This is a genomic window from Pseudomonas sp. GW821-FHT02A08 (assembly GCF_059422045.1).
The window spans coordinates 37,036-63,980 of the sequence record NZ_JBWKWD010000013.1; the positions used below are offsets into that span (position 1 = coordinate 37,036).

Genomic DNA, 26,945 nt, shown 5'->3' on the forward strand with positions numbered 1-26,945 from the left:
GCCTATGGCGTACTTGAGCGCAATACAGTTGAGTGAACTAGGTTTCAGAACCCTAGGGAAACAAGTAAAAATCAGTGACAAGGCTGCTATCTATAACCCAGAGTTGATTGACCTTGGGGATTACACACGAATAGATGATTTTTGCGTAGTGTCGGGGCGCGTGGTGTTTGGTAAGTACAATCATATTACACCAATGTGCCTCGTTGCTGGTGGAGAGCCAGGTATCGAGTTTTCCGACTTCTGTACGCTGGCTTATGGTGTAAAAATTTTCTCGCAGTCAGACGATTACAGTGGTGCCACACTTACTAACTCGTTGGTTCCAAAAAAATATAAAAATGAAATATTCGAGAAGGTTAAGCTCGAGCGTCATGTAATAGTTGGTGCAGGAGCAATAGTGATGCCTGGAGTCACTATTAAAGAGGGCTGCTCGATAGGTGCTATGGCATTGGTTACGAAAAGCACTGATCCATGGGGGATTTACGTTGGTGTTCCTGCTGAGCGAGTGAAGGAGCGCAAGCGAGATCTCCTGGCACTCGAACGAATGTTTCTGGATGAACAAAAATGACTATTCCATTTAATAAACCACCTTATACCGGAAATGAAGATCAATACGTCATTTCCGCAATGCGCAGCGGAAAGATGTCTGGTGACGGGGAGTTTACCCTTCGTTGTCAACGTTGGTTTGAAGAAAAACTACACTGCAAAAAAGCGTTGTTAACGCCGTCGTGTACTCAGGCTCTTGAAATGGCTGCTCTGCTGGTTGATATTCAACCGGGCGATGAAGTGATCATGCCTAGTTATACGTTTGTCAGCACAGCTAATGCTTTTGTATTGCGCGGTGCAAAAATCGTATTTGTTGATATTCGCCCTGACACTATGAATATTGATGAAGCGCTTATTGAGGCTGCAATTACCGACAAAACAAAAGCTATTGTGCCTGTCCATTACGCGGGGATTGCTTGCGAAATGGACACAATTATGTCCATCGCAAAGCAATATAACTTGTTTGTTATCGAAGATGCTGCTCAAGGTATGATGTCGACCTATAAAGGTAAGGCGTTAGGTACCATTGGCCACATGGCGGCCTATAGTTTTCATGAAACAAAGAACTATACGAGTGGTGGTGAAGGTGGACTGCTACTGATAAATGATGAACAATTTATAGTTCGGGCGGAGATCATTCGAGAGAAAGGGACTAATCGCAGTCTGTTTTTTCGCGGCATGATTGATAAATATACCTGGGTTGATGTGGGTAGTAGTTATCTTCCAGGAGAACTGCAAGCTGCTTATCTATTCGGTCAACTTGAAAAAGTGGACGAGATAAATAGTGCAAGACGTCATATCTGGGAAAGTTATTATCTGGCATTAAAAGAGCTCTCCGATGCTGGCCATGTCGAACTTCCCACGACACCTGATGGATGTGTCGGCAACGCCCATATGTTTTATATAAAAGTTCGGGATATCGACGTTCGAACAAAAGTACTGGGTTTGCTCAAAGATCAAGAGATCGGTGCAGTTTTCCATTACATTCCACTCCACTCAGCGCCTGCGGGATTGCGGCTTGGTCGTTTTCACGGCAAGGATGTTTGCACCACAGTTGAGAGTGAGCGCCTGATTCGTCTGCCAATTTGGTACGGAATGCAAAAGAAGGACATAGATCGAGTAGCTTCTGTTGTCATCGGTGCGGTTCATGCATCCGACCAGTAAAGTTACAAAAAATTTCTCTGATAACAAGCGTGCGCTAATCAGCGCCGCTTTAACCAGTCTCGCCCAGATTTCGAAAATTGGAGTTGGTTTCGCCTTCATTAAGCTTGTTGCTGTATACCTCGGTGCAGAGGGTATGGGGCAATTGGGACACTTTATGAGTGCTGTCACCATGCTTTCTCTGCTTGCAGGGGGAGGGATTGTAAATGGCCTTATTAAATACGTCGCACAGTACAAAAAACAACCTAAGGAACTGCTGAAGACGATTGCGGTTTCCAAAGCTTATTCTTTAGTTTTTTGTGTTGTTGTGTGTTTGTTGGGATGTTCTTTTTCCCGAGTTATCTCCAGTTATATCTTTAAAACGCCTGATTACTATTGGATTGTGGTGTTTCTTTCTGTTGCTCAGTTTGGGTTTGCTTTTACCAATCTAGTGACGGGAGTCGCAAATGGTCTTCGTGATACCAAGACATTTGCGGTTATACAAATAGTCGGAAATATATTGGTTCTTCCGGTAAGCTGGGTCTTGATTAAGAGGTTTGATTTTGTCGGTGCATCGATATCGATGGTGCTTTTTTTCTCATTTTATTCGATACCGGCACTGTATTTTTACTGTAAATCTATTTTCTTGAAATTGCCCGTTGGTTTCAAGTTTGAGAAGCAGGGTTTTAAACGATTGTTGTCCTTTACGTTGATGGCAACAGTTGGAGCAATCAGTGTTCCATTGGTCGAAATTATTGTTCGTGAACAAATTATTGAGCATGTTGGGTTTGTAGCAGCGGGTATTTGGCAGGCATCGATAAAGTTATCCAGTGCATACATGGGGTTTTTTACGATATTTCTCGCTGTTTATTTTATGCCAATGGTTTCAGAAAAGACTAAGGTGGCGGACATTACACCTCTGGTTTTTAAGTTTATGAAGCTCGTTATGGTTATTTTTGTATTGGGTGGAGCGTTGTTTTTTGCTCTTCGTCAATACGTAATTCCATTACTGCTTTCGTCCGAGTTTTCCGAGCTTGAAGGTCTTGTTAAGTATCAACTGCTAGCAGATTTTTTTCGTGTTATCACGTACGTGATAAGTTTCGTCGTTGTGGCACGAGCGGCACTCAAAATATATTTGCTAAGTGAACTGACTCAGGGTGTGGTGTTTTGCAGTTTAAGTCTGTTTTTTTTGAATAGTGGACAGGGCGTCGAAGGCGCTTTTATCGCTAACTTAATAATGAATGTAATTTATTTTATCGTTTCGGTTTTCGGTTTTGTAATTTATAAAAGGAGAAATGCTTGATGTTATCCGGGAGTGTGGTTGTATCTTGTTATAATCAACAAGATTACATAGAGGAATGTCTGGATAGTATCCTTTCTCAGGATATAGATTTTGATTGTGAAATTATTGTCTCGGATGATTGTTCAACCGATCGAACACAGGAAATACTTCGTGAGTACTCAAGCAAACACGAAGGTAGAATAAAGTTACTATTGAGAGAGAAAAACGTTGGCGCCGCCTTGAATTACCATGGTGTCCACAAAATGGCGTCAGGAGATGTTGTTTATCATTTTGATGGTGATGATGTCATGCTGCCGGGGAAGCTTCAGCAGCAGTATAATATTTTTAAAGAGAACGCAGATGTAAATGTCGTGTTCCATAAAGCTATTTATTTTTCTGATGACGGTTCTTACTCTTCTGAAACACAGTACCCAAGTTCTGACGCAAGCATGGTTTCTTTTATCTCGCTTCAGGAAATGGCCCGCTGGGGAGCGATTGCGGTTCACAGTTCCTACGCCTATCGTCGAACCTCCAGGAAGGCAGTCATCACTCGAGAATTTATGGAGTGGTTCTTCGTTATCGATTCTTTACTTCCTGACGGCAAGGCAGCCTACATAAATTCTCCGTTAGTAAAATATCGGTGCAATCCATCTGCAGGTTCTTATTTGTCGACGACCAAAGGGAAAATAAAATCGTATACGATTTATTTTGATGATTTGTATCGATATTTTTATCAGCTACCAGAACTGAGAGAAGATCTATACTCTAATTTTATTGTCACGTTCCTGGCGATGGCGAAATCCACTCGCAAGTGCACATTCAAGGGGTTGGTTTTTCTGTTGCGCAATTTTTACTACTTCCGACTACACAAGTTTATGGATACGGTAAGTGTCAGAAAGCATGTAGGCCCTGAGAGCAAGGTTCGTTGACTAGAGAACCGTGCGATGTGAGGCTGATCGAGGCGAGAAAATGGCTGGTTTAGAGTTGTATGGCACACCACTGTATGTGATAAGCGTTTTTCTACTGTTATTGACTGCAGTGAGAGCGTTGGTGCCTGATAACAGGGCGAGCAATCTGTTTCGCACGATAGAGGTTTTTATCGTATTTCTTGCGATTGTTTTGGCGTCCTATTATATATCTAATCGACCATTTGATATGGAAGGTGATACTGAGGTCTACATAAATTTTTACAACGATTTTAATTCTGGTCTCGAAAATCCATTTCAAACCTTTGAGCCAGGCTTTATCGGGGTGGTCAGCTTTTTTGGCTTTCTTGGTTTGAGCTATCAGTGTTTTTTCTTCTTTGTTGCATTTATGTTTTTATGGTCCTACTACCTTTTGCTGAAAGTTGTATTTGGCAGTAGCTCTGGTTGGGTGCTCCCTGCTTTTGGGTTTTTGTTGTTTTATCCGTTCTTTTTTTCATTGACGGCAAATATTATTCGTCAAGGTTTTGCTCTTTGCTTTGTGAATTTTGCCTTGGTTTGTTGTGTGAGAAACTATTGGCGTCGAGGTTTAGTGTTTTCACTGTTGGCAACATTGTTTCATAAGTCCTCATTGGTTTACTTTCCTTTTGTGCTTTTTCGAAAGCAAATAATGGGGGTTGGTGTTTTTGGTGTAGTTGTTTTTTGGGTGTTGGTGTCTATGGCATCCTACTTTAAGGTTTTTTCGTTACTGGTATCCATGTTGTTCGAGTTGTTGTCAGGTTACGGTCTGTCAATAAACTATACTGATATCGATAATATTGACTATCTCACAGGGTTTAGATGGGATTTCTGGGCGTTTTCATCGTTTTCTATTATATTGTTGATAGCGCTTAAACTGCTAGAGAGGGACAGAAAAAACGAAACGTATATATTCTACGTCTGTGCGTTTCTTTCTTGTTTGCATATTGCGATGTTTGATGTGGCTTATAATGATCGGTTTGGCATTTATGCCTGGATTTTCTATCCCTTGGAGATCGGGTACGTCATTCGCCTCGCATGTGCCAGTTTAGCAACTGGAAAACAACCAAAAGAAGCTGGAAACGAAAATGTGTTTTTGTAAGTGGGGGGAGGTGAGATGTTCGTATTACTGACAGGTGCCAAGGGTTTTATTGGAAGCCAATTGCTCGCGCGCCTGTGTGCATCGGGCCATAAAGTCAGAGTTGTAACTCGTACCTCCTTTGAGACCAGTTTCAGCGGTGTAGAGGTTGTGCTGGCTGACTTAACGAACCCTGAAACGAATTACGATTCTTTGGTATCCGGTTGCGAAGTCGTTTTCAATTGCGCGGGTGAAATCCGCGATGAAAAGGCCATGCGATCACTTCATGTCGATGCCACCAGTCGTTTGATTGCAGCTGTTAATCGTTTGGCATCTCCGGAACACCCTATCCACTTTGTTCAATTAAGTAGTGTGGGAGCATATGGCCCTGCCCAAGGTGCGCTCCGTATTGTAAGTGAAACAACAAAAGAAAACCCTCAAGGAACCTACGAAGAAACCAAGACGATAGCCGACTCACTGGTAATGAAAGGTGGAAGTAGTAAGTTCTTCAGTTACTCGATATTGAGGCCGTCTAACGTATTTGGTGCAAGCATGACGAACAATTCGCTTCGTCAGCTTGGGAAAATTGTACAGAAAGGCTTGTTTTTTTACATTGGGACTGCCAGGAGAGATGCCGTCGCTACATATATCCATGTTGAGGACGTTGCCTCTGCCTTGATGCTTTGTGGATTTCACCCATTGGCTAGAGGTGAGGTATTTAATCTTTCTAATGACTGTCCATTGTCTGATCTGATAAACGGAATGGCCGATGCACAACATGTATCCCGTCCGAAATGGAGCGTTTCAGAAACTCTGCTACGCGTGATGATTACCGTAGCCAATCGTTTTTTGCGTCTACCTGTCACACCGGCACGTATTGACGCACTAGTGTCTAAAACAACTTACCCAGCCACCAAGATTCGTGACACCCTCGGTTTTGTTCCTGAAAAAAATGTGCCAGAGGCTATCAGTGAACTTTTTACGAAACAGCCGATAGTCTGATAAATGGAGTCATCTTTATGTTTTACGACCAAGTACTCCTAAATATCATTCGTGTTTTTTTGCAACCTGTGGTTGCAGCTATTGGTTTGATTGTTTCGACGCCGGGTAATGGACGGAGCCAAGGTGTTAAGAGGGGGGATTCATAGTGCAGGATAAAAACTTAAAAATTGCTCGAGTTTCAACTGTTCCTTTTTTTGTTCTAACACAGTTGAAAGCGCAGATTGACGCGTTGGCAGCTTCTGGTGCTGCGGTTACTGTTATTGCTAGTCACGATGAAATGAGTAGTCAGCTAGCGGAAAGTACGAATTATATACCTGTAAATATTGAGCGTAAGATAGATCCTGTAAAGGATTTGTTAAGTTTGATATCGCTGATTAAGGTTTTCAGAAGCAAAAAATTCAATGTCGTTCATTCTACGACACCGAAAGCAGGGTTGCTTTGTGCAATTGCGGGTTTTCTATCGGGTACTGAAGTCCGTCTGCATACCTTTACCGGACAGCCTTGGGTGACGATGGGTGGAGCCAAAAAATTAATACTGAAGTTTTGTGATAAAGTTATAGGAGTACTGAATACACATTGTTATGCCGACAGTATAAGCCAAAAGAATTTTCTTGTTTCCAGCGGTGTAATAAAAGCTGAAAAAATTTCCGTTCTAGGAAGTGGGTCATTGGCAGGCATAAATCTTGATCGGTTTGATTCTTCTCGTTACGGCGTGGAGGAGTTGGCCGATTTGCGAAGTGGTCTTGGTATTCCGGAGGGCAGCAAAATACTATTGTTTGTCGGGAGAGTTACTCCAGACAAAGGAATCAGAGAACTTTTGGCGGCATTTGGTGAAATTGTACGTGCCGATAAAAGTGTATTTCTCATTCTGGTAGGGCCATTTGAAGCCGATGCCGAAGAAATTGTCGCCAGCGCCTCTACGGATGACTTGACTCGTAACCTTAAAATTGTCGGTTATTCAAACGAACCTGAAAAGTATATGGCTCTGGCGGACCTGCTATGTCTACCCAGCTATCGCGAAGGCTTCGGCACCGTTGTCATTGAGGCAGCGGCCATGGGGACCCCTACGGTAGGCACTGATATTTACGGTTTGTCAGATGCGATAGTAAATGGCGAGACGGGAATTTTGGTTCCTGTCAGGGATTCTGCTTCACTTGAGCAAGCCATTGTTTCGATATTGAATGATGCTCGATTACTGGAGGCGATGGGGGAGGCTGCGAGAATGCGGGCCATTACCGAATTCAGTGCGAATACCTGCTCTGAACTGTTGATTAACGAATATAAGAGGTTTTTTAATTGACTATTGATTCAGTTCAGGTCCCCCTACGTATCGTAGTTACAGGGGCAAGTGGCTTTGTCGGATCCGCGGTGGTGAGTGCGCTGGATAAAGTCGAGCGATATTTCCCAGTGGCTGTCGTGCGTTCAAAAAAAGATGGCCAACAACTTTCTTCGTCAATGTTTTCAGTCCCGGATATATCCTCTGCTACTGATTGGAGTGCTGGAGTAAAGGACGCTGCAGTTGTTGTTCATGCTGCCGCACGGGTTCACGTTATGAAGGAAGTAGAGCAGGATGCGTTAGCCGAGTTCAGGAAGGTTAATGTTGAAGGCACAATCAATCTTGCTCGGCAGGCTGCCGCAGCGGGAGTTAAACGTTTTGTTTTTATCAGTTCCATAAAGGTAAACGGGGAGCAGACAAATTGCGATAAGCCGTTTACCGCTGACGATAAGCCTGCCCCATCCGATGCCTATGGTGTTTCCAAAAAAGAAGCCGAAGACGCATTGCGGGTTATTTCGAAAGAAACTGGTATGGAAGTTGTCATCATTCGGCCTACCTTGGTTTATGGCCCTGGTGTAAAAGCTAATTTTAGAAATATGATGGCTTGGCTCTACAAGGGTATTCCGCTGCCATTTGGTTCTATTCATAACAAGCGAAGTTTGGTTTCACTCGACAATCTCGTCAGTTTGATTATGGTTTGCATTGAGCACCCCAATGCCGCAGGACAAACATTTTTGGTCAGTGATGGCATTGATTTGTCTACAACTGAATTATTACAACGTACTGCCAAGGCGCTAGGGGTCAAGAGTCGGCTGCTTCCGGTTCCTGCAAAGATGTTGGCATTTTGTGCTGTTGCCTTGGGACGTCGATCACTTTCCCAGCGTTTGTGTGGATCACTGCAAGTAGACATACAAAAGACCCAGCATCTTCTTGGATGGTACCCAGCAGTATCAGTCGAAGACGCTCTAGACAAAACAGCCAAAGAATTTTTGGAACATCACTGATGACGAACTTATATTGGATTTTACCTTTGGCGTTTTTTGGCGCTCTGGTAGGCACTGCTGTTCTACGTCGATATGCATTGTCCAATAGCCTTATTGATGTCCCAAACGCGCGGAGCTCCCACGTGTTACCCACCCCCAGGGGAGGAGGGGTCGCGATCGTGGTTTCCTTCCTTTTGAGTGCGATTTTTCTTGCTGTGACTCAACAGATTCAATGGTCCGTCGCCTTGGCTGTCCTGGTGCCCGGGGGACTTGTCGCGATCATTGGTTTTCTCGACGATCACGGTCATATCCCGGCACGTTGGAGACTGCTAGGCCATTTTTCGTCGGCAATCATCGGAATGGTGATTTTCAACGGAATGCCGGCGATTCACCTGTTCGGCATGGCCATCGATCTAGGATGGGCGGCGTATTTATTTGGAAGCTTCTATCTGGTCTGGTTATTGAACCTGTACAACTTTATGGACGGGATCGATGGATTGGCGAGTATGGAAGCCATTTTTGTTTGCCTGGGTGGAGCAATCCTGTACATCGTTTCAGGAAATCCCGGTTCTGTGTGGGGGCCGGTGGCGCTCGCGCTGGCTGTTGCCGGTTTCTTGTATTGGAATTTCCCTCCGGCGCGAATTTTCATGGGCGATGCCGGTAGCGGTTTCCTGGGCATAACGCTAGGTTTTCTGTCATTGCAGGCAGCGTGGGTAAACCCCGCTTTGTTTTGGGGGTGGCTGATTCTCCTGGGCGCGTTCATTGTCGACGCGACATGCACGCTTTTCGTTCGACTGATTAGAGGCGACAAGGTTTACGAGGCGCATCGCAGTCATGCTTATCAGTACGCGTCACGTCAGTACGGAAGCCATTTACCTGTAACGCTTTCAGTAACCGGTATAAATGTGGTTTGGCTGTTACCAATTGCCATACTGGTGGCGATAGGCCTGCTTGATGGTCTCGTCGGATTGTTGGTGGCTTATGTACCCTTGCTTGTGCTGGCATTGCGATTCAAAGCTGGTCAGCGCGAAGTGTGATGTGTCGCTTGAAGTTGTTTGAGATAAACACGCTTGAGCTTTAAGCTTGTCGTTTGCTTTATTTGAAAAGGATATTGAGATGCTTCGCCAATGGCTACTGCAGCTTCCGCGGCGCCAAAAAAGGCTGATGCAAGTTGCGACCGATATTTTTCTGGTCTGGGCTGCGCTTTGGTTGGCATTCGTCGTTCGCTTGGGTATTGACGAGATCGTAAATCCACTGCGGGCGCACACCTGGTTATTCGTGTGTGCACCGATTGTCGCGATTCCGCTGTTCATTCGCTTCGGATTGTATCGTGCGGTTTTGCGCTACTTCGGAAACGACGCACTGATTGAAATCGTAAAAGCGGTTAGTCTCTCGTCGCTGATCCTCGGGCTCGTGGTTTATTGGTATAGCAATCATCAGACTGTTATTCCTCGCTCGATCATTTTTAACTATTGGTGGCTCAGCTTATTGATGATCGGTGGGTTGCGACTAGCAATGCGCCAGTATTTTCTTGGCGATTGGTTTACTGCTGCCCAGCATGTCCCGTTTACGAACAGAGACAAAGGGTTGCCAAAGGTTGCAATCTACGGGGCAGGTGCCGCGGGGAATCAACTGGTAGCAGCGCTTCGCATGGGGCGATTGATGAGACCTGTCGCGTTTATCGATGACGACACCAGTATTGCTGACAGGGTCATTTCCGGATTGCATGTTTACGAGCCCAAGCATATCGAGAAGATGATAGATGTTACCGGGGCTCAGGAAATCCTTCTGGCCATCCCGTCGGCAAATCGCGCGCGGCGTCGTGAAATATTAGGGTACCTGGAAGGCTTTCCGCTGCATGTCCGAAGTGTTCCCGGCTTTATGGATCTGGCGAGCGGTCGTGTAAAAGTAGACGACATTCAGGAAGTGGATATTGCGGACCTGCTCGGGCGCGATGCCGTGCCTGCGCAAAGCAATTTGCTCGAGCACTGCATCAGGGGCCAGGTCGTGCTGGTGACGGGGGCAGGTGGATCGATCGGTTCTGAACTTTGCCGCCAGATACTGCTGCTGCGACCCACTACGCTTTTGTTGTTTGAGCATAGTGAGTTCAATCTTTACAGCATTATGTCCGAATTGGAGCAGCGGGTTGCACGCGAGTCTTTGCCTGTAAAGTTGCTGCCGATCCTTGGGTCTGTCCGTAATCAGGAAAAGCTGCTGGACGTGATGAAGACATGGCGTGTCGATACGGTTTACCACGCTGCAGCTTACAAGCATGTCCCGATGGTTGAGCACAACATTGCCGAAGGTGTACTCAACAACGTCATCGGTACGCTGAATACCGCGCAGGCTGCGTTGCAGGCCAACGTTGCCAATTTTGTACTCATCTCAACGGACAAGGCAGTACGGCCAACCAACGTCATGGGTAGCACCAAACGTTTGGCTGAGATGACGCTACAGGCGTTGAGCCAGGAGTTGGCACCTGTTTTGTTTGGGGACGCCTCGAATGTTTCGCGGGTCAATAAAACCCGTTTTACGATGGTTCGATTCGGCAACGTCCTGGGCTCTTCAGGATCAGTCATCCCGCTATTTCACAAGCAGATTCAACTCGGTGGCCCACTGACGGTTACGCATCCGAAGATCACTCGCTATTTCATGACGATCCCCGAGGCGGCCCAGCTTGTGATTCAAGCAGGCTCAATGGGGCAGGGAGGCGACGTTTTCGTTCTGGACATGGGCGAGCCGGTAAAGATTGTCGAGTTGGCGGAAAAAATGATCCACCTGTCCGGTCTCAGTGTGCGCTCGGAGAGAAATCCCCATGGAGATATCGCGATTGAGTTCACCGGACTTCGCCCTGGTGAAAAGCTGTATGAAGAGTTGTTGATCGGCGACAACGTAGCCGCAACGCCTCATCCAATGATCATGACCGCCACTGAGGACTACCTTTCCTGGGAGGTTCTCAAAGTCAAGCTGGCGCAATTGCTGGCTGCAGTCGAGCAGGACGACTACTCCTGCGTCCGCCAACTCCTGCGCGAAACCGTCAGCGGCTATACCCCCGACGGCGAGATTGTCGACTGGATCTATCAGCAGCGTCGCCTCGAACCCTGATTGTTTCACATGCTGTAACGGACACATTTTTGACGCGCTCCAGACATCACCTGAGTTTTGAAGGCAGCTTCGGAAAAGCTACTTTCTCAATCGATGTCATGGAGCGTCATTTATGTGGACTGGCTATCTCTACTCTCTCGTTTTTGCCCTGCTGACCAGCATTTCAATTGCCGTCGTCAAACACCCGGCCAATACACGGCCGGCTTCTTCCGGGAAGGGGGCTGCATGTCCCTGGTACGCAGGCCTGCTTCAACATGGGCAAACGGAATTCGGCGATAAAAACATGCCAGAGCCAAAGCGAAAACAGTGGTGGTATCACCTTATGTTCGACGCAGGAACCAGCGCGTCATCACAAAAGTAACGGGGATAGTCACCACAATGACGACCAGCGGTGCAACGCTCTGAGGAATGCTGAAGCGCTCGACAAAGACGCTTAACAGTGCTGCTGACAACAGATACTGCACCAGGTATACCAGTGGAAAGGCAAAGAAGCCTTTCCAACTGACGGGGGTCTTGAAAACGACCGTTGCGTTGAACCAATAGGAAAATACTACGCCGGTGGCAAAGGCCAGGGCGTATGCCACTTGATAAGGCAATACGACCTGAAGGCCGAAGTACAGGCCGAAGGTAAAGGCGGTGTTGATGCCTCCACCAACAACAAATTTGATCAGGTCTGTCAACGTCTTTCGCCGCGACATCCGCTCAAACCCGCTTTTGAGATTTAATCAGATCGACAAACTGACCGTAGTCGCGGATGTAGTCGTCCGCGTCGTAATAGTCGGATGCGAACACCAACAACATTGCATCGGCTGAGTACTTGTACTGAATGCCCCAGGTCTTGGGCGGCAGGTACAAGCCCATGTTAGGGCGATCCAGTGTGATTTCTTCACGCGTCTCGCCATCATCCACGACTACGCGGATGCTGCCTCTGACTGCGATCAGAAATTGGTGGCACTGGTGGTGAGCGTGCTCGCCACGGGTATCGGCAGTGGGTACGTCATAGACCAGGAAATAGCGTTTCGGGTTGAACGGAATCTCGCGTTCGAATTCACCCACCGACAGGCTGCCACGCAGGTCAGGAACAGCCTTGAAGGTATGCAATGTGACTCCGGACACTTTGGTGCCGGTCACTGCCGGTTTCGACGAGGCGCTGACCTTCATGCTCTCGTTGGTACTCTCGACGGCGTCAGCGTAACCAATGATCTTGGCCGGGTTGCCGACGACTATCGCAAACGGAGGGACGGATCGGGTTACAACGGCACCAGCGCCGATCATGGCGTTTTCACCAATGGTCAGGCCGGGGAGAATGGTGGCGTTGGCACCGATGGTCGCTTTGGTCTTGACGATGGTGCGCAGGAATTCATCCGGATACTGCTTGCTGCGCGGGAAGCGGTCATTGGTGAAAGTGGCATTGGGGCCAATGAACACATCGTCCATGATCTCGATACCATCCCACACTTGAACTCCGCACTTGATCGTGACGCGGTCACCAATGACCACATCGTTCTCGATAAAGACGTTATCGCAAATGTTGCATTCGGAGCCGAGACGGGCTTCGGGCAATACATGCGCGAAAGCCCAGATCTTAGTGTCCTTGCCGATATGTGGGGATTCGCAAAGCCCTTTGGGGTGAACGAAATACTCGGCGTTTTCATTATTCATGATTGAAATTCTCTGTCCTCATCGGGATGGCTAACGGCCTGGCCTTGGTATTTTCGTAGGTACGCCATGCGTATGAACCTACGATCCCCAGGCCCAACAGGTTGGCTGCCCCCAGAAAGACGATGACATTAATGGTCATTGCGTAACCTGAAACTGTAATCAGTCCAAGAAGCCGCGCAATGGCTACGGCGATACCGAAACTGGCAGCCAGAAGGGTAGTTACACCACCCAAACGTGTCAGAAGGCGGATGGGAAGGTCGGTAAATGCGAAAATGCTGTCCATCATGTAGTTCACTTTTTTGGAGAACGTCCATGCCGACTTGCCGTGCTCGCGCTTAAGGCGGTTGTAGGAAATAGTCTTGCGACGATAGCCCAGCCAGAAAATCTGTGCGATCAACGAACTGTGCCTTTCATCGAGGGTCAGCAGCGTGTCGCGAAAGGTTTTGTTGCAGCCGAATACATCTACGCCACCTTCCGGAATTTCCGGCACTACATAGCGTCGATACAGGTTCCAGAATGTTTTGGAGGCAATACGCGACAGAAGGGGGTCGTCCCGACCTTCACGGACACCGAGAATCACATCGTACTGCCCGGTGAGCAGTTGCGTGTTCATCTCCAGCACCAGTTCCGGTGGTTCCTGCAAATCGGCAGCCATGACCGCAAAACGATCACCTCGACCGGCCTCAAGACCTACCCGAATGGCCGGGAACGAGCCGAAGTTGCGGGAGAGCAAGACCAGGCGGGACTCGAAGCGTTGTTTGGGTAACTCATCCCGCAAGATCTCGTAGCATCGGTCTGGACTGCCATCGATCACAAAGACCACTTCGAAATCGCCTGCTAATTTGCTGTTCAGTCCATCGATGGCGATCAACAAGTCCGGCAATGAGCCTTCGTTTTTGTAAACAGGAATGACTAAAGTTAGCAAGCGACGATGCTCCTTATTGTTCGAAGTATTTTTTCACAGCTGTGATGACGGTCTCTACCGCTTCATCGGTCATGCCGGGGAAGCAAGGTAGGGTCACCAGGTTTTTACATGTGCTTTCGGTCACTTCCATTGAGCCGACAACATGGGGCTCGGCATAGGCCGCTTGGTGGTGGTCCGGAACCGGGTAATGAACGTCAGTGGTAACTCCTTGGGATTTCAGGAACTCACGCAGCGCATCACGATTCTGAATGCGCGCGACATACAAGTGTGCGGCGTATGACTCGTCGACCGATGGCAAAGCTTCGAAACCCAGGTCCGCAAAGGCGGCATTGTAGCGAAAAGCGATGTCGCGGCGCGCAGCGTTCCAGGAGTCGAGCAACGGCAGCTTGATCCGTAGAATCGCGGCTTGCATTTCATCCAGGCGACTGTTTTTGCCGCCGGCATGCCCAACGTGATACTTGGAAGACCAGCCGTATTGGCGCAGGGTCTTGAGGCGTGCGGCCAACTCCTTATTGCTGGTCACAACTGCACCACCATCACCCATGGCGCCGAGGTTTTTGGTGGGGTAGAAACTGAAACAAGCCACATCACCAAAGCTTCCGGCCTGACGACCATCGCGCTGTGCGCCGTGAGATTGTGCGCAATCCTCAATCAATTTCACGTCGGCCGCATGAGCCAGAGCCAGCAATTCCTTGATATTTGCCAACTGACCGTAGAGGTGAGTGACAATCACGCACTTGGGCTTGTGTTTGAGTGCCTCTGATAGGGCCTCAACCGACATGGTCATGCTGGACGGGTCGATGTCGACATAGAGTGGCGTGGCGCCGATGGCATGAATAGCCGTGCTGCTGTAGAAGCCGGCGTTGGCCACGGTAACTACGCTATCACCACGCTCAACACCGACGCTGCGCAGGGCAATCTCAATTGCGTCTGTGCCGTTTGCCATGGTCACACAGTGCTCGACGCCTACATAGGCGGCGAACTCCGCTTCGAAACCAGTCACTTCTTCACCCAGAACATACCAGTGGCGGTCCAGAACCTTTTTAACTGCACCAAGGAAGTCCAGATTTTTATTCATTGCTACATCGGAAAAGAGGGGGATCATATCAATGCTCCTTGGTTATTCAATCCGGAATTGATTGCTGACGTTTCAGGTTTTTTGAAGAAAACCTTTTTTAGACGCATGGCTCTTTTTTCGACGAGATGCCAAGAGGCAATACCGCAAGTCAAGGCGATCGTACTGGCAACCAGGCAGTTTTGAGTCCCTGAAAACTGTGGGAATGCCCAGGCGGTCAGCTGTTGTGCCGGCCAGCCGTAAAGATAGACGCCGTAAGAGTAATCTCCCCACTTATCCATCCATGCGAATTGTTTCAGGAAGCTGACTGAACAGAAGAACGTCACCAGCAGCAGTATGTAGCCATAGGCAAATTTTCCAGTACCCAGCGTAATGCCGGCCAGAAATAGTGCGATCAGTAAAAAGTACGGACTGACTGGTACGCTGTCGCGGTTGATGTATAGAAACGAGCCGATATAGAACAACAGGCAGACATGCAACATCGTCGAACCGAATGCCGCCGGCAGAGAGGCCTGGTTGTTCCAAATCACCACAATCAGAACGAAAAACAACGTATTGAACACGGCACGATTGCGCATCAAGCCGAAGAGGTAAAAGAACAGGACAACGACATATAGCCAGACTTCGATCACTACCGACCAGATCGAACCGTTCACTGCGTGATTATGATTTTGAGTGAATACGCCCGGCAGGAAAAAAGCACCTTGGTAGGCAAATGCCAGGTTTTTGAAGTAAGACCAGACCTCGCCGTTGGTGAGGTAGTCCGATACGGACAATGTGGTGACGATACTGCCCAGCACAAACGTCACTAGTATCAGATTGACCCAAAGTGCCGGAAAAATCCTCAGCACCCGGGAGATGACATAGCTCTTCACGCCGCTGTTCAGGATACTGGCCGTAACCAGAAAACCGCTGATCAGGAAGAACAGGTCGACTGCAATTCCGCCAAAAAATGCGTAACCTGTGGTGACCGCTACCCAGTCTGATGGGGCACCGGCAACAATCGCCGAAGTATGGCCGTAGATGACCGCAAGCGCGGCTACTAGCCGGATAAAGGTCAGATTGTTGTTCTTTCCAACGAATAGATCCGCCAGCGTACGCATCATTTAGCCTCGGCGATCGAAATTTTTATGCAGCTTGCATTTGCATCTGCTTTGTCTGTCACGACGACCTTTCCATGGGATAAACCCGCCCCCTGCTGGAAGCCCGGATAGAGCGGAGAGTTCTTGTCGACAACGATATTCCAGACAGTATGCAGACCCATCAAAGTGTCCAGATACTGGCCACTGTGCATGTACCACGGTGAGAAAGCACCGGCGCCGTAAACGCACACGGATGGCGCGGCATTGATGGCGGTCCTATTTTCATCAAGTTGTTTGAACACTCGGGAATTGTCTGAAGCAATAACGTTGTACCAATTGGCAATGCTGGATCGGCCTGGAGTGTCTACCACATACAACAGGATGGTAAGAGCCGCCAGCAACGCGCAGGTTACATAAGCGCTAATCGGGTTCACGGAGTTGGTCTTGAACAATTCTGTCAGTGCGACATAGACGCCGCCAATGATGAAAGGCAACCAGATCAACTCATAGTACGGATTCACGTGGTTCGGCAGGACGGAATAAGGGGCGATCAGTGTCAACGCCGCCCCAACTATATAAAGTGTTTTCGGGATCTGTTTGTCACGCACCAGCACGTACAGCGCCACAATTGCGGAAAAGACTATTGCCGCCGCAACGATGCGCCCGTGGCCAATCATGGTCGAATGTCCGGTGCCTGTCAGGTAGCGCCACACCGTGGCTGCCACGCTGGTCACCGAGGTATCGAGGTAGTATGGGGAGTGGGCACCGTTTTCGCCCAGGAAGCTGGAAGCGGCCAGGAACTTCGCGCCTGCAACCATGAGCAGTGATACTGCCAGGCCGATCAGGCCAACGATGATGCGTTTTTTGACCGGGTTGTTCGACTTGATCAGAATGTACGCGAAAGAAAACGCATAGAACAGAATAAAGTCTTCCTTGGCCAGTGTGGACAGCAACAGCAACCCCACTGATGCATACAGCCAGACGTTACTGGTCTCACGATCATCCTTGAACACGAAATATACGGCTGCGAGACCCAGGCAGCCCGACATCATATGCGTCACCATACCTGTGTAACGAGCGTATTCGGCGACGATAGGGCTGGATAGCGAAGCTACCGCAAACAGCACCAGAGTTATCCAGTACTGGCGAGGTTGCAAGACCTGAACCAGGATCTTCCAGCACAGGAATACGTAGGTGGCGGTGAAGATCCTGACAGCCCAGATCAGGTAGTCAGGTCCCATGGAGGAAAATATGTAAATCGCCCAGGTCGACAGCGGACGGTTCCACGACCAGGCCAAACCTCCTGAAGCCAGCGCATAGTTGGCGTAATCGTCGTGATGAACAGGAATGGAGCTTGGCAGCAAGGCTGAAACTGAGTAGTACGCCATTACATAGAAGATGGCACAAATTAATGCATATGAAAGGAGATTCATATGCCTTGAAATAATCGTTTTTTGCATCGGGTTCATTGAGCTGCTCATTTTTTCCCATGTTTTTGTAAGTGTGTGGCGTCCACGTGCCCCACTTGGCTTAGTTTAATGCTGTGTTCTGCTCGAACAGAGCCTGACGATCGGCGCTTTTAAGCTTATTGAAGGACGCAGACATGTGATGGTGAATAAACACATCTTCCGCACACACACAATTCTTGGGCCTGGCTGCTCTACACGGCGGCAATAGTCATCGTCCTCGAAGAATCCTCGACCGGAGGCCTCATTCAGTGGGCCGACCTTTTCATACACTTTTCGCGTGAACATCACGCACAAACCAACGAAAAGAATGATGGCGAAGTCGGTTTTACTTTCATCTGCCGATACACCCCAGCGTGCCTTGAAAACTACCGAAAAAACGAACGTGTAAATAACCAGCATTAAAATGGTGGTGAAAAAAGACCATGACAAACCCAATGTCGAACCGCGATAACGGCCAAGCAAATCGCGTTTACTCAACTGCATTGTCAGCCGTTTGTTGCGCCAAAAGCTGCTTATCATTTCCACGGGGTTTGCTGAGTAATTTCGCATTAGTAATGTGGCTCGACTTCTTGTACAGGTGGCCTGTCGACGTTCAAGTATTGACAATGAAGACTGTTGTCCATTGGTCAGGTAAGTCAGAATTTGCTTTGATACACTGTTGTCGATACAAATTCATACGTATTACGCCTTGAACAAAGGGATGCGATAGGTTGCTCAATGGTTTCGCTTGGCCCCTGTGAGCCCAGCGTCTCAACCGCGTCGCGCATGGTAGCGTATTGGACTGTGCCATTTCACCTTGTAATCGCCGTTTTCCTAAGCGGTGATGGTTGCAGGTGCAGCAGGTTCTTTTCAGGAGGGGCTTACCATTGCAAGTGCCTAGAACCAAGGGATACCGAGGCCTTTTGCCGTTTCTGACGGGTACGGCCATACGGAAAACAAACGGTCAAGAGAAGGTGTTAAATAAATGAAACACCACGGGTGGATGGGGAGGATGGATATTTTTTCGCGACTTTTTCATCCAACTGTAAAATTTTGGCTGATGGCTATATAGATAGGTAGGCCCGAGGCAACCTCTGCGTACGACATCGGGTCGTCTTACTGCAGGAAGCGAGTAGCACCGAGGATCCAGATCACAACGGGGCATTGCGGTCGTCAGCAAGACGCATTTTGCGCAGCGGCATGGTCGGAAGGGGCGACTATACATCTTGTGGAAAATTCAGGGTTTTCCTGCTGAGTCTGCCCCGGCGCCCTGGCTCGCCTTCATTGTGCGTCTGGGCATCGATGATATGTATAACCCGTTGCGGGTTCATTTCTGGCTATTCGCCTGCGCGCCGTTGCTTGCCTTTCCTCTATACATACGTTTCGGCAGGTACCGTGCGGTAATGCGGTAATGATGCCTTTCGCAATCATCAAGGCTGTCAGCCTTTCCTCTTTGATTCTGGCCCTTGTGGTTTATTGGTACAGTTCTGTGATTCCGCTGTTTCACCGGCAGATTAAAATCAGCGGTCCATTGTCAGTCACGCATCCTGAAATCACTCGCTACTTCATGACCATTCCTGAAGCAGCGCAACTGGTGATTCAGGCAGGTTCCGTGGGCCAAGGTGATGATGTGTTTGTTCTCGATATGGGCGAACCTGTGAGGATTGTCGAGTTGGCTGAGAAAATGATTCATTTTTTCGGCTTAAGCGTTCGTTTCGAAAAAACTTCATGGTCATATCTCCATCGAGTTCACGGGGCTGCGTCCTGGCGAGAAGTTGTATGAAGAGTTGCTGATTGGTGACAACATATCGGCTACCGATCATCCGATGCTCATGAGTGCCAATGAGGACCATCCGCCTTGGGACGTTTTAAAAGGCCGGTTGGCTGAGCTTCTCACAGCAGTCGAAAAGACGACTATTCCCGCGTACGCCAGTTATGCGAAGCCGTCAGCGGCTACACCCCGATGGCGATATCGTCGACTGGATCTACCAGCTGCGCCGTCTCGAGCCCTGATTGTTTCACATGCTGTAACGGACACATTTTTGACACGCTCCAGACATCACCTAAGTTTTGAAGGCAGCTTCGGAAAAGCTGCTTTCTCAATCGATGTCATGGAGCGTCATTTATGCGTACTGGCTATTTCTACTCTCTCGTTTTTGCCCTGCTGACCGGCACTTCAATTGCCGTCGTAGCTGCACCTGCAGTCAAACAGGAAGCTGGAAATCCTCCTGTGGTGATGGAGGCTTCAGAGAAAGAGCAGTCCGGCAAAATAAACCTCAATGCGGCGGATGCAGCGACACTGCACCGCGAACTGTCCGGTGTGGGCGAGGCCAAGGCGAAAGCGATTGTTGCGTATCGTGAGGTTAATGGACCCTTTGCTTCAATTGACGAACTGCTTGAGGTCAAGGGTATCGGCAAAGCCATTCTCGATAAAAACCGCGATAAGCTTGAGGTGAACTAAACTTGTAAATCTACGCCAAGGGGCCGGTCATTGACCGGCTTTTTTGCATTCTGGCAAGTGGGAACATTCCGGGCGTTGACTGTTTCTGGCCCCGATCATTGAGACTGACCCTCTGTCAGCATTATAAAATTACGACTATCATATATTGCTTAAATTATGCCTATAATAAATCGACGTTCCGTCACCGCGTCCTGAAACACAGGCGCTGGTTTTCTCTTTGCGTTTCTCAGGAGCACTGCCATGAATTCTGTTCAGTCCCCAGGTACGGCCCTCGTCACCGGTGCTTCGTCGGGTATCGGTGCGGTTTACGCCGAGCGTTTGGCGGCACGCGGTTTTGATCTGTTACTGGTTGCCCGCGATCAGGAACGATTGGAGTCCGCAGCCAGCAAACTGCGCACCGAGCATGGTGTTCGGGTAGAGGTGCTTAAAGCGGACCTGACTCAAAAGGAGGACCTGCTCAAGCTCGAGCAGCGTTTGCGTAGTGATTCGAGTATTAGCCTGCTACTCAATAATGCAGGTGTGGCAGCGGATGGTTTGCTGGCCAATGCCGATATGGACCAACTTGAGCGCTTGATTCAACTCAACATCACGGCGGTTACGCGGTTGGCGTCGGCCGCTGCGGCCAGCTTTACCAAGGCCGGGCGCGGCACGATCGTCAATATCGCATCGGTTGTGGCATTGTTTCCCGAGCGTTTCAACGCGACGTACAGCGCCAGCAAGGCCTATGTATTGAGCTTGACTCAATCGTTGAGCGCCGAACTGAATGGCACTGGAGTGAAGATCCAGGCGGTGCTGCCCGGTGTGACACGAACCGAGATCTGGGAGCGCTCCGGTATCGATGCGTCGCAGATTCCTGCGGAAATGGTGATGGAGGCGGGTGAGATGGTCGATGCTGCGTTATCGGGTCTGGATCAGGGTGAACTCATCACCATTCCTTCGTTGCCTGATGCGGCGGATTGGGATGCGTTCGTGGCGGCGCGTCTTGTGATGGCGCCTAACCTTTCGAAAAGCAAGGCCGCAGCCCGTTATCGGTAAGCGCCATCAATCGGCTTGAGGTGTATTTGGTATGAATGATCGTCGAGTGGTTGTAACGGGCATGGGCCTGGTGTCACCGCTGGGGAGCGGTGTCGAAGCGGTCTGGGAGCGGCTGCTGGCCGGGCGTTCCGGGCTGCGCAATTTACCGCAAGAGGTGGTGGCCGATCTGCCGGCCACGGTCGGCGGTGCAGTGCCTGGGCTGGCGGATGATCCCGAGGCGGGGTTCGATCCGGACCGGGCAACCCCACCCAAGGAACAGAAGAAGATGGACCGCTTCATCCTGTTCGCCATGGAAGCGGCGCGTCAGGCACTGGAGCAGGCCGGCTGGCAAGCGCTGGATGCCGAATCCCAGGAGCGCACGGCCACCATCATCGGTTCAGGTGTGGGTGGTTTCGGCGCGATCGCCGACGCGGTGCGCACTACCGATAGCCGTGGTCCGAGACGTTTGTCCCCATTCACAATCCCTTCATTCCTGGTCAACCTCGCGGCAGGTCATGTGTCGATCCAGCATGGCTTCAAGGGGCCATTGGGAGCGCCGGTCACGGCGTGCGCCGCCGGGGTTCAGGCGATTGGCGACGCGGCGCGGCTGATTCGTGCAGGTGAGGCGGATATCGCGGTGTGCGGCGGCGCGGAAGCGGCGATCGATCGGGTCAGCCTGGCCGGGTTTGCGGCTGCTCGCGCCTTGTCCAGCGCTTACAACGAAACGCCTGAGCGCGCTTCGCGACCTTTCGACAGTGGTCGCGATGGTTTTGTCATGGGGGAGGGGGCCGGGCTGCTGGTCATCGAGTCTCTGGACCATGCGCTGGCCCGGGGCGCTCAACCCCTGGCGGAGCTGGTCGGCTACGGCACCAGCGCCGATGCCTTTCACCTGACTGCCGGACCCGAAGACGGCAACGGTGCGCGACGGGCGATGTCGTTGGCATTGGCACAGGCCGGTGTTTCACCAACTCAGGTTCAGCATCTGAATGCCCATGCAACCTCGACTCCGGTGGGGGATCTGGGTGAGCTGGCGGCGATCAAGGCGTTGTTCGGTGCGCAAAACGGCATTGCCGTGACATCGACCAAGTCGGCGACCGGGCATTTACTCGGTGCAGCGGGGGGAATCGAGGCGATCTTTACGCTGCTGGCGATCCGTGACCAGGTTGCACCGGCGACCCTCAATTTCGAGAACCCGGACCCTGCCACTGAAGGTGTCGACATCGTTCATGGCAACGCGCGGCCGATGGCCATCGAATATGCGCTGTCCAACGGCTTCGGATTTGGCGGGGTCAATGCCAGTGTGCTGTTCAAACGTTGGCAGGGTTAATCCTGCGAGTGCTTGAGGTGTTCGCGTGCGACGTCGAGAATCCGTTGGGCAAACTCGGCGTCGGCGACGCTGCGCGATAACAGCAAGGCGCCGACCAGCGTAGACATGATGACGATGCTGCGGTCGGCGGTGTGCTCACCCTCAAGGGTGTGCTGGATCTGATCGAGTCGCGCCTGGAGCACGACGTCGCTGGTCGGACTCGGTTGACCACGCAGCCCCAGTTCCGAAGAAATGGTCAGCAGAGGGCAGCCTTCGTGGGGTGAGGTTTGATGCCATTCGGACAGGTAGGCGTCAATGAAGGCTTCGAGTGGCTTTTCCTCGGCGAAGATTTGCGCGCACAACTCGTCGACTTGTGCGCCAGCCTCCTGCAAGGCTTTTTCTACCAGTTCATCTTTGGACTTGAAGTGCGAGTAAAAACCACCGTGAGTCAGGCCCAGTGCTTTCATCAGGGGTTGCAGCCCGGTCGCGCCGATACCGTCGCGTCGAAATCGCGCTGAAGCTTCCTTGATTATGCGTTGGTGGGTCTGGGCTTTATGGTCCTGCGAGTAACGCATCTGATATCTCCGCATCAATGCGGCCCATATTAACCAATGAAAATTGCATGGTGACTGTACTTCTACGTCTAAAAAGCATGCAGATGCTTCGATATGGGTACAAAGCGGCATGATTTCAGGGGAAGCCACGCAAAAACAAACCCCGCCGTCCAAGGCGGGGTTTTCAGTCAGCGGTCCTGCGCTTCCTTGGCGTCCATTTCCGCATTGCGTTCGGCGACGCGCTTGCGTTGTTCTTCGGTCAGTTCGACCTTGTTGGCGGTGTCGCGCAGCAGCATCAGACCACCAACGATCGAGCCGATGGCAACGACCAGGATCAACCAGGCATACCAGGGCATAGGACTCTCCTTGAAAAGCAGGCGGTCGGCGAGGGGTCGCCAACCGATCGTGCATACCGTTTTGAGTGATGGGGTTTCATCGCAGTTCCATCGCCATCATCCCCATTCTATGCCTGTTACTCGAGGTCTACCCGAACGCTTTCACAGTCCGGTCAGCATCGCATCCGCCGGCGCGTCGGCGCGCAGTTGTGCGGTGAGCATGAAGTACACGAAACCTGCCGCCATGAAGCCCAGAAAAATCACGCCGATCAAGGTGTTGAACCAGGCCATCGCCACCAGGCACACCACGGCCAGCATCAGTGCAATGAACGGCACCAGCGGGTAGCAAGGGGCACGGAAGGTGCGTTCCAGGTTCGGCTCGGTTTTACGCAGTTTGAACAGGCTGAGCATGCTCATGATGTACATCACGATAGCGCCGAAGACAGCCATGGTGATCATCGCGGCGGTCAACGTCATGCCGCCAAGGTTGATCAAGCCATCGCTGTAGATGGCTGCGATGCCGATGACACCGCCGACGATGATCGCCCGGTGCGGGGTTTGAAAGCGCGACAGCCTGGCCAGGGACGCCGGCAGGTAACCGGCCCGGGCGAGGGCGAAGAACTGCCGCGAGTAGCCAAGGATGATCCCGTGGAAGCTCGCCACCAGTCCAAACAGGCCGATCCACACCAGCATGTGCAGCCAGCCCGAGCTTTCGCCAACCACGGTTTTCATCGCCTGGGGCAGCGGGTCGTTGATGTTCGACAGGGTACGCCAGTCGCCGACGCCCCCGGCGAAAAACATCACGCCCATCGCCAGCAGCACCAGGGTCAGAATTGCGCTGATGTAAGCCTTGGGAATCGTGCGTTTCGGGTCCTTGGCTTCTTCGGCGGCCATGGCTGCGCCTTCGATGGCGAGGAAGAACCAGATTGCAAAGGGGATCGCCGCGAACATCCCGGCAATCGCCGGAGTACCGAAAACATCGGAGCCGGCCCAGCCATTGAGGGCGAAGTTGCTGAAACTGAATGCCGGGGCGACCACGCCCATGAACACCAGCAATTCAGCGACAGCCAACACGCAGACCACCAGTTCGAAGGTGGCTGCCAGTTTCACGCCGAGGGTATTGAGGCCCATGAATACGATGTAGGCACCGACTGCCGCGTGTTTCGGGTCCAGGGCTGGAAACTGGACATTGAGGTAGGCGCCGATGGCCAGGGCAATCGCCGGTGGGGCGAAGACGAATTCGATCAGAGTCGCCAGCCCGGCGATCAACCCGCCTTTCTCGCCAAAGGCGCGACGACTGTAGGCAAATGGACCGCCGGCGTGGGGAATGGCGGTCGTCAGCTCGGTGAAACTGAAGATGAAGCAGGTGTACATGGTGGCGACCATGAAAGAGGTCACCAGAAAGCCCAGGGTTCCGGCCACGCCCCAGCCATAGCTCCAGCCGAAATACTCTCCGGAAATCACCAGCCCGACCGCAATGCCCCACAGGTGCAAGGTGCCCAGCGTGGGTTTGAGTTGTGTGTTCATGGGTTTGCTCCCTGAGTGGTTTGGAAAGCTCGGGGGAGGCCAGTGCAGTGGGCGTGCCATTTTGTGATGTTGCGTCGTAAAGCGCTGAAAGCTGTCGTATCGGGGATGATCGCTGCTGGATGCGTGCTTTTTGATGCGCCAGTTGGGTGCGTTGTTGTCTGTTGTGCCGCCATCGCGAGCAAGCTCGCTCCTACAGTGGAGCCATGTTGTATGGGCTGACGCATCTCCAATGTGGGATCGCGATGAGGCCCGCGCATGCGCCATCAAACCTCGCTGTAACAAAGCCATAAACCCACTCTTTACGCTTTCTTTATGCCCCGCCCGCACCCTCGGTCTCGTTCCTTTACAGCCTCCTTACCGACAATGACTCCACACGCGGCAATACGCCGTAACACGGAGAACTTCCATGAGCGTTCTGGACGGGGTGTCGCTGCTGCTGGCAGTGGGGCTGTTCATTTATCTGTTGGTTGCGCTGCTGCGCGCGGACCGGAACTAGGAGCGGCTATGCACAGTTATGACTATTGGCTGATCCTCGGGTTTTTCGCCCTGGTATTGGTCCCGGCGCCGTTTCTCGGGCGCTTCTACTACAAGGTGATGGAAGGGCAGCGCACCTGGCTGACGCCGGTTCTCGGTCCGGTCGAACGCGGTTGTTATCGTCTGGCCGGCGTCGATCCGCAGGCTGAACAGAGCTGGCAGAAGTACACGCTGGCCTTGCTCGCCTTCAACCTCGCGGGTTTCCTGCTGCTGTTCACGATCCTGCTGTTGCAGGACCACCTGCCGCTCAATCCACAGAACCTGCCGGGCCAGGAGTGGACGCTGGCGTTCAACACCGCCGTCAGCTTCATGACCAACACCAACTGGCAGGCCTATAGCGGCGAAGCGTCCCTGAGCTACCTGAGCCAGATGGTCGGCCTCACCGTGCAAAACTTCGTCAGCGCCGCCACCGGCCTGGCGGTACTGGTCGCGCTGTGTCGCGGTATCGGCCGCAAATCCACCCGGACCCTGGGCAACTTCTGGGTCGACATGACCCGTGCCACCCTCTACGGCTTGCTGCCGCTGTGCCTGCTGCTGGCGCTGTATCTGGTCTGGCAGGGCGTGCCGCAAACTTTCGCGCAGTACGTGAATGCGGTGACGATGCAGGGTGTAGACCAAGTGATTGCGCTGGGGCCTGCTGCCAGTCAGATTGCGATCAAGCAATTGGGCACCAACGGTGGCGGTTTCTTCGGCGTGAACTCGGCGCATCCGTTCGAGAACCCGACGGCCTGGAGCAACCTGTTCGAAATGGCCTCGATCATTCTGATCCCCGTCGCGCTGGTGTTTACCTTCGGCCATTACGTGAAGGACCTGCGGCAAAGCCGCGCGATCATCGCCTGCATGCTGGCGTTGTTCCTGATCGGCGGCGCGACTTCGCTGTGGGCCGAATACCAGCCGAACCCGGCCCTGAACAATGTCGCCGTCGAACAGACCGCGCCGCTCGAAGGCAAGGAAGCGCGCTTCGGCACTACCGCCACTGTGTTGTGGTCGGTGACCACCACGGCCGCGTCCAACGGTTCGGTGAACGGCATGCACGACAGCCTCAACCCGCTGAGCGGCATGGTGGCGCTGGTCAACATGATGGTGGGCGAAGTGATCTTCGGCGGCGTCGGCGCCGGGCTCTACGGCATGTTGCTCAACGTGCTGATCGCGGTGTTCCTCGCCGGCCTGATGATCGGTCGTACTCCGGAATACCTCGGCAAGAAACTGCAAGCCAAAGAAGTGCAATTGCTGGTGGTGACCCTGATGGTCATGCCGATTGGCGTGCTGGTGCTCGGCGCGATTGCCGCCAGCCTGCCAGGTCCGGTGGCCGCGGTGAGCAACCCTGGTGCTCACGGTTTCAGTCAGCTGCTCTACGCCTACACCTCGGCCAGTGCCAACAACGGTTCGGCGTTCGGTGGCTTCGGTGCCAACACGCCGTTTCACAACCTGATGCTGGGCCTGGGCATGTTGATCGGTCGCTTCGGTTACATCCTCCCGGTGCTGGCTCTGGCCGGCAGCCTGGCGATGAAGAAAACCGCACCGATTGGCCAGAACAGCTTCCCGACCCACGGCCCGCTGTTCGTAACCCTGCTGACTGTGACCATTTTGCTGGTGGGTGGCCTGACATTCCTGCCGACCTTGGCGCTGGGCCCGATTGCTGAACATCTGAGCATGGGCTTCTGAGGACTAT

26 protein-coding genes and 1 pseudogene are annotated in these 26,945 nt (G+C 51.4%); 16 read left to right on the plus strand and 11 right to left on the minus strand.

Annotated elements, in window-relative coordinates:
* Nucleotides 1-4 precede the first annotated feature (4 nt).
* From AC07W4_RS11850 to AC07W4_RS11895, 10 genes are all read left to right on the plus strand, one after another.
* Complete coding sequence (locus AC07W4_RS11850; RefSeq protein ID WP_495032525.1) at nt 5-565, plus strand: acyltransferase; 561 nt, start codon at nt 5-7, stop codon at nt 563-565.
* Complete coding sequence (gene rffA / locus AC07W4_RS11855) at nt 562-1,707, plus strand: dTDP-4-amino-4,6-dideoxygalactose transaminase (protein ID WP_495032526.1); 1,146 nt, start codon at nt 562-564, stop codon at nt 1,705-1,707. Before AC07W4_RS11850 ends, rffA begins: the two co-directional genes overlap by 4 nt.
* The gene (locus AC07W4_RS11860; RefSeq protein WP_495032527.1) at nt 1,691-2,986 is read left to right on the plus strand and encodes an O-antigen translocase; all 1,296 of its coding nucleotides are present in this window, start codon (nt 1,691-1,693) and stop codon (nt 2,984-2,986) included. The genes rffA and AC07W4_RS11860 overlap by 17 nt, the downstream gene beginning before the upstream one ends.
* Nucleotides 2,986-3,894: a glycosyltransferase family 2 protein gene (locus AC07W4_RS11865; RefSeq protein WP_495032528.1), complete on the plus strand. Its 909-nt coding sequence runs from the start codon at nt 2,986-2,988 to the stop codon at nt 3,892-3,894. The genes AC07W4_RS11860 and AC07W4_RS11865 overlap by 1 nt, the downstream gene beginning before the upstream one ends.
* Before the next feature lie 40 nt (nt 3,895-3,934).
* The gene (locus AC07W4_RS11870) at nt 3,935-5,008 is read left to right on the plus strand and encodes an EpsG family protein (protein WP_495032529.1); all 1,074 of its coding nucleotides are present in this window, start codon (nt 3,935-3,937) and stop codon (nt 5,006-5,008) included.
* 15 nt (nt 5,009-5,023) lie between these two features.
* On the plus strand, nt 5,024-5,986 hold the full coding sequence (locus AC07W4_RS11875; RefSeq protein ID WP_495032530.1) for an NAD-dependent epimerase/dehydratase family protein: 963 nt from the start codon (nt 5,024-5,026) through the stop codon (nt 5,984-5,986).
* A gap of 145 nt (nt 5,987-6,131) precedes the next feature.
* Entirely contained in the window at nt 6,132-7,286 is a 1,155-nt protein-coding gene (locus AC07W4_RS11880) for a glycosyltransferase family 4 protein (protein ID WP_495032531.1), read from the plus strand.
* A complete protein-coding gene (locus AC07W4_RS11885; protein WP_495032532.1) occupies nt 7,283-8,266 on the plus strand; it encodes a UDP-glucose 4-epimerase family protein in 984 nt (327 codons plus the stop codon). The genes AC07W4_RS11880 and AC07W4_RS11885 overlap by 4 nt, the downstream gene beginning before the upstream one ends.
* Entirely contained in the window at nt 8,266-9,282 is a 1,017-nt protein-coding gene (locus AC07W4_RS11890) for an MraY family glycosyltransferase (RefSeq protein ID WP_495032533.1), read from the plus strand. Before AC07W4_RS11885 ends, AC07W4_RS11890 begins: the two co-directional genes overlap by 1 nt.
* A gap of 79 nt (nt 9,283-9,361) precedes the next feature.
* The gene (locus AC07W4_RS11895) at nt 9,362-11,350 is read left to right on the plus strand and encodes a polysaccharide biosynthesis protein (RefSeq protein WP_495032589.1); all 1,989 of its coding nucleotides are present in this window, start codon (nt 9,362-9,364) and stop codon (nt 11,348-11,350) included.
* 176 nt (nt 11,351-11,526) lie between these two features.
* On the opposite strand, the gene AC07W4_RS11900 is transcribed toward AC07W4_RS11895, so the two are convergent.
* The 8 genes from AC07W4_RS11900 to AC07W4_RS11935 all read right to left on the minus strand — a co-directional run bounded on the left by AC07W4_RS11900 (nt 11,527) and on the right by AC07W4_RS11935 (nt 18,088).
* A complete protein-coding gene (locus AC07W4_RS11900; protein WP_495032534.1) occupies nt 11,527-11,646 on the minus strand; it encodes a UDP-N-acetylglucosamine 2-epimerase in 120 nt (39 codons plus the stop codon).
* Between the two features lie 24 nt (nt 11,647-11,670).
* Nucleotides 11,671-12,030, minus strand: a complete 360-nt coding sequence (locus AC07W4_RS11905) for a GtrA family protein (RefSeq protein ID WP_495032535.1) — start codon at nt 12,028-12,030, stop codon at nt 11,671-11,673.
* Between the two features lie 22 nt (nt 12,031-12,052).
* Nucleotides 12,053-13,012, minus strand: coding sequence for a WxcM-like domain-containing protein (locus AC07W4_RS11910; protein WP_495032536.1), 960 nt, complete (start codon nt 13,010-13,012; stop codon nt 12,053-12,055).
* Nucleotides 13,005-13,937, minus strand: coding sequence for a glycosyltransferase family 2 protein (locus AC07W4_RS11915; protein WP_495032537.1), 933 nt, complete (start codon nt 13,935-13,937; stop codon nt 13,005-13,007). Before AC07W4_RS11915 ends, AC07W4_RS11910 begins: the two co-directional genes overlap by 8 nt.
* Before the next feature lie 13 nt (nt 13,938-13,950).
* Nucleotides 13,951-15,042 (minus strand): DegT/DnrJ/EryC1/StrS family aminotransferase, encoded by a 1,092-nt coding sequence (locus AC07W4_RS11920; RefSeq protein ID WP_495032538.1) that lies wholly within the window; start codon nt 15,040-15,042, stop codon nt 13,951-13,953.
* On the minus strand, nt 15,039-16,118 hold the full coding sequence (locus tag AC07W4_RS11925; RefSeq protein WP_495032539.1) for an acyltransferase family protein: 1,080 nt from the start codon (nt 16,116-16,118) through the stop codon (nt 15,039-15,041). The genes AC07W4_RS11920 and AC07W4_RS11925 overlap by 4 nt, the downstream gene beginning before the upstream one ends.
* The gene (locus tag AC07W4_RS11930; RefSeq protein WP_495032540.1) at nt 16,115-17,563 is read right to left on the minus strand and encodes a glycosyltransferase family protein; all 1,449 of its coding nucleotides are present in this window, start codon (nt 17,561-17,563) and stop codon (nt 16,115-16,117) included. Before AC07W4_RS11930 ends, AC07W4_RS11925 begins: the two co-directional genes overlap by 4 nt.
* A 66-nt stretch (nt 17,564-17,629) precedes the next feature.
* Nucleotides 17,630-18,088 carry a hypothetical protein gene (locus tag AC07W4_RS11935; protein ID WP_495032541.1) on the minus strand — a complete coding sequence of 153 codons (459 nt, stop codon included), beginning with the start codon at nt 18,086-18,088 and terminating at the stop codon, nt 17,630-17,632.
* Nucleotides 18,089-19,028: 940 nt separating this feature from the next.
* Between AC07W4_RS11935 and AC07W4_RS11940 the strand changes: the two are divergent.
* From AC07W4_RS11940 to fabF, 4 genes and pseudogenes are all read left to right on the plus strand, one after another.
* Nucleotides 19,029-19,555, plus strand: a pseudogene (locus tag AC07W4_RS11940) (polysaccharide biosynthesis protein); the annotation flags it as partial.
* A gap of 112 nt (nt 19,556-19,667) precedes the next feature.
* Nucleotides 19,668-20,003, plus strand: a complete 336-nt coding sequence (locus AC07W4_RS11945) for a ComEA family DNA-binding protein (RefSeq protein ID WP_495032542.1) — start codon at nt 19,668-19,670, stop codon at nt 20,001-20,003.
* Between the two features lie 240 nt (nt 20,004-20,243).
* Nucleotides 20,244-21,038, plus strand: a complete 795-nt coding sequence (locus tag AC07W4_RS11950) for an SDR family NAD(P)-dependent oxidoreductase (protein WP_495032543.1) — start codon at nt 20,244-20,246, stop codon at nt 21,036-21,038.
* A gap of 31 nt (nt 21,039-21,069) precedes the next feature.
* A complete protein-coding gene (gene fabF, locus AC07W4_RS11955) occupies nt 21,070-22,344 on the plus strand; it encodes a beta-ketoacyl-ACP synthase II (protein ID WP_495032544.1) in 1,275 nt (424 codons plus the stop codon).
* On the opposite strand, the gene AC07W4_RS11960 is transcribed toward fabF, so the two are convergent.
* The 3 genes from AC07W4_RS11960 to eat all read right to left on the minus strand — a co-directional run bounded on the left by AC07W4_RS11960 (nt 22,341) and on the right by eat (nt 24,739).
* Nucleotides 22,341-22,898: a TetR/AcrR family transcriptional regulator gene (locus tag AC07W4_RS11960; RefSeq protein ID WP_008049032.1), complete on the minus strand. Its 558-nt coding sequence runs from the start codon at nt 22,896-22,898 to the stop codon at nt 22,341-22,343. The genes fabF and AC07W4_RS11960 overlap by 4 nt on opposite strands.
* Nucleotides 22,899-23,065: 167 nt before the next feature.
* Nucleotides 23,066-23,233: a DUF2897 family protein gene (locus AC07W4_RS11965; protein ID WP_007985427.1), complete on the minus strand. Its 168-nt coding sequence runs from the start codon at nt 23,231-23,233 to the stop codon at nt 23,066-23,068.
* A 141-nt stretch (nt 23,234-23,374) separates the two neighbouring features.
* Nucleotides 23,375-24,739: an ethanolamine permease gene (gene eat / locus AC07W4_RS11970; protein WP_495032545.1), complete on the minus strand. Its 1,365-nt coding sequence runs from the start codon at nt 24,737-24,739 to the stop codon at nt 23,375-23,377.
* A 406-nt stretch (nt 24,740-25,145) separates the two neighbouring features.
* Here eat and kdpF point away from each other — a divergent pair, with 406 nt between their 5' ends.
* Nucleotides 25,146-25,235, plus strand: coding sequence for a K(+)-transporting ATPase subunit F (kdpF, locus tag AC07W4_RS11975; RefSeq protein WP_007899818.1), 90 nt, complete (start codon nt 25,146-25,148; stop codon nt 25,233-25,235).
* Nucleotides 25,236-25,243: 8 nt separating this feature from the next.
* A complete protein-coding gene (kdpA, locus tag AC07W4_RS11980) occupies nt 25,244-26,938 on the plus strand; it encodes a potassium-transporting ATPase subunit KdpA (protein WP_495032546.1) in 1,695 nt (564 codons plus the stop codon).
* Nucleotides 26,939-26,945: the final 7 nt, after the last annotated feature.

Bases quoted from the DNA above. Each gene is read 5' to 3' on its own strand.
- AC07W4_RS11850 (WP_495032525.1), top strand. From the start codon at position 5: ATGGCGTACTTGAGCGCAATACAGTTGAGTGAACTAGGTTTCAGAACC.
- rffA (WP_495032526.1), top strand. From the start codon at position 562: ATGACTATTCCATTTAATAAACCACCTTATACCGGAAATGAAGATCAA.
- AC07W4_RS11860 (WP_495032527.1), top strand. From the start codon at position 1,691: ATGCATCCGACCAGTAAAGTTACAAAAAATTTCTCTGATAACAAGCGT.
- AC07W4_RS11865 (WP_495032528.1), top strand. From the start codon at position 2,986: ATGTTATCCGGGAGTGTGGTTGTATCTTGTTATAATCAACAAGATTAC.
- AC07W4_RS11870 (WP_495032529.1), top strand. From the start codon at position 3,935: ATGGCTGGTTTAGAGTTGTATGGCACACCACTGTATGTGATAAGCGTT.
- AC07W4_RS11875 (WP_495032530.1), top strand. From the start codon at position 5,024: ATGTTCGTATTACTGACAGGTGCCAAGGGTTTTATTGGAAGCCAATTG.
- AC07W4_RS11890 (WP_495032533.1), top strand. From the start codon at position 8,266: ATGACGAACTTATATTGGATTTTACCTTTGGCGTTTTTTGGCGCTCTG.
- AC07W4_RS11895 (WP_495032589.1), top strand. From the start codon at position 9,362: ATGCTTCGCCAATGGCTACTGCAGCTTCCGCGGCGCCAAAAAAGGCTG.
- AC07W4_RS11910 (WP_495032536.1), bottom strand. From the start codon at position 13,012: ATGAATAATGAAAACGCCGAGTATTTCGTTCACCCCAAAGGGCTTTGC.
- AC07W4_RS11920 (WP_495032538.1), bottom strand. From the start codon at position 15,042: ATGATCCCCCTCTTTTCCGATGTAGCAATGAATAAAAATCTGGACTTC.
- AC07W4_RS11925 (WP_495032539.1), bottom strand. From the start codon at position 16,118: ATGATGCGTACGCTGGCGGATCTATTCGTTGGAAAGAACAACAATCTG.
- AC07W4_RS11930 (WP_495032540.1), bottom strand. From the start codon at position 17,563: ATGAACCCGATGCAAAAAACGATTATTTCAAGGCATATGAATCTCCTT.
- AC07W4_RS11945 (WP_495032542.1), top strand. From the start codon at position 19,668: ATGCGTACTGGCTATTTCTACTCTCTCGTTTTTGCCCTGCTGACCGGC.
- AC07W4_RS11950 (WP_495032543.1), top strand. From the start codon at position 20,244: ATGAATTCTGTTCAGTCCCCAGGTACGGCCCTCGTCACCGGTGCTTCG.
- fabF (WP_495032544.1), top strand. From the start codon at position 21,070: ATGAATGATCGTCGAGTGGTTGTAACGGGCATGGGCCTGGTGTCACCG.
- AC07W4_RS11960 (WP_008049032.1), bottom strand. From the start codon at position 22,898: ATGCGTTACTCGCAGGACCATAAAGCCCAGACCCACCAACGCATAATC.
- AC07W4_RS11965 (WP_007985427.1), bottom strand. From the start codon at position 23,233: ATGCCCTGGTATGCCTGGTTGATCCTGGTCGTTGCCATCGGCTCGATC.
- eat (WP_495032545.1), bottom strand. From the start codon at position 24,739: ATGAACACACAACTCAAACCCACGCTGGGCACCTTGCACCTGTGGGGC.
- kdpF (WP_007899818.1), top strand. From the start codon at position 25,146: ATGAGCGTTCTGGACGGGGTGTCGCTGCTGCTGGCAGTGGGGCTGTTC.
- kdpA (WP_495032546.1), top strand. From the start codon at position 25,244: ATGCACAGTTATGACTATTGGCTGATCCTCGGGTTTTTCGCCCTGGTA.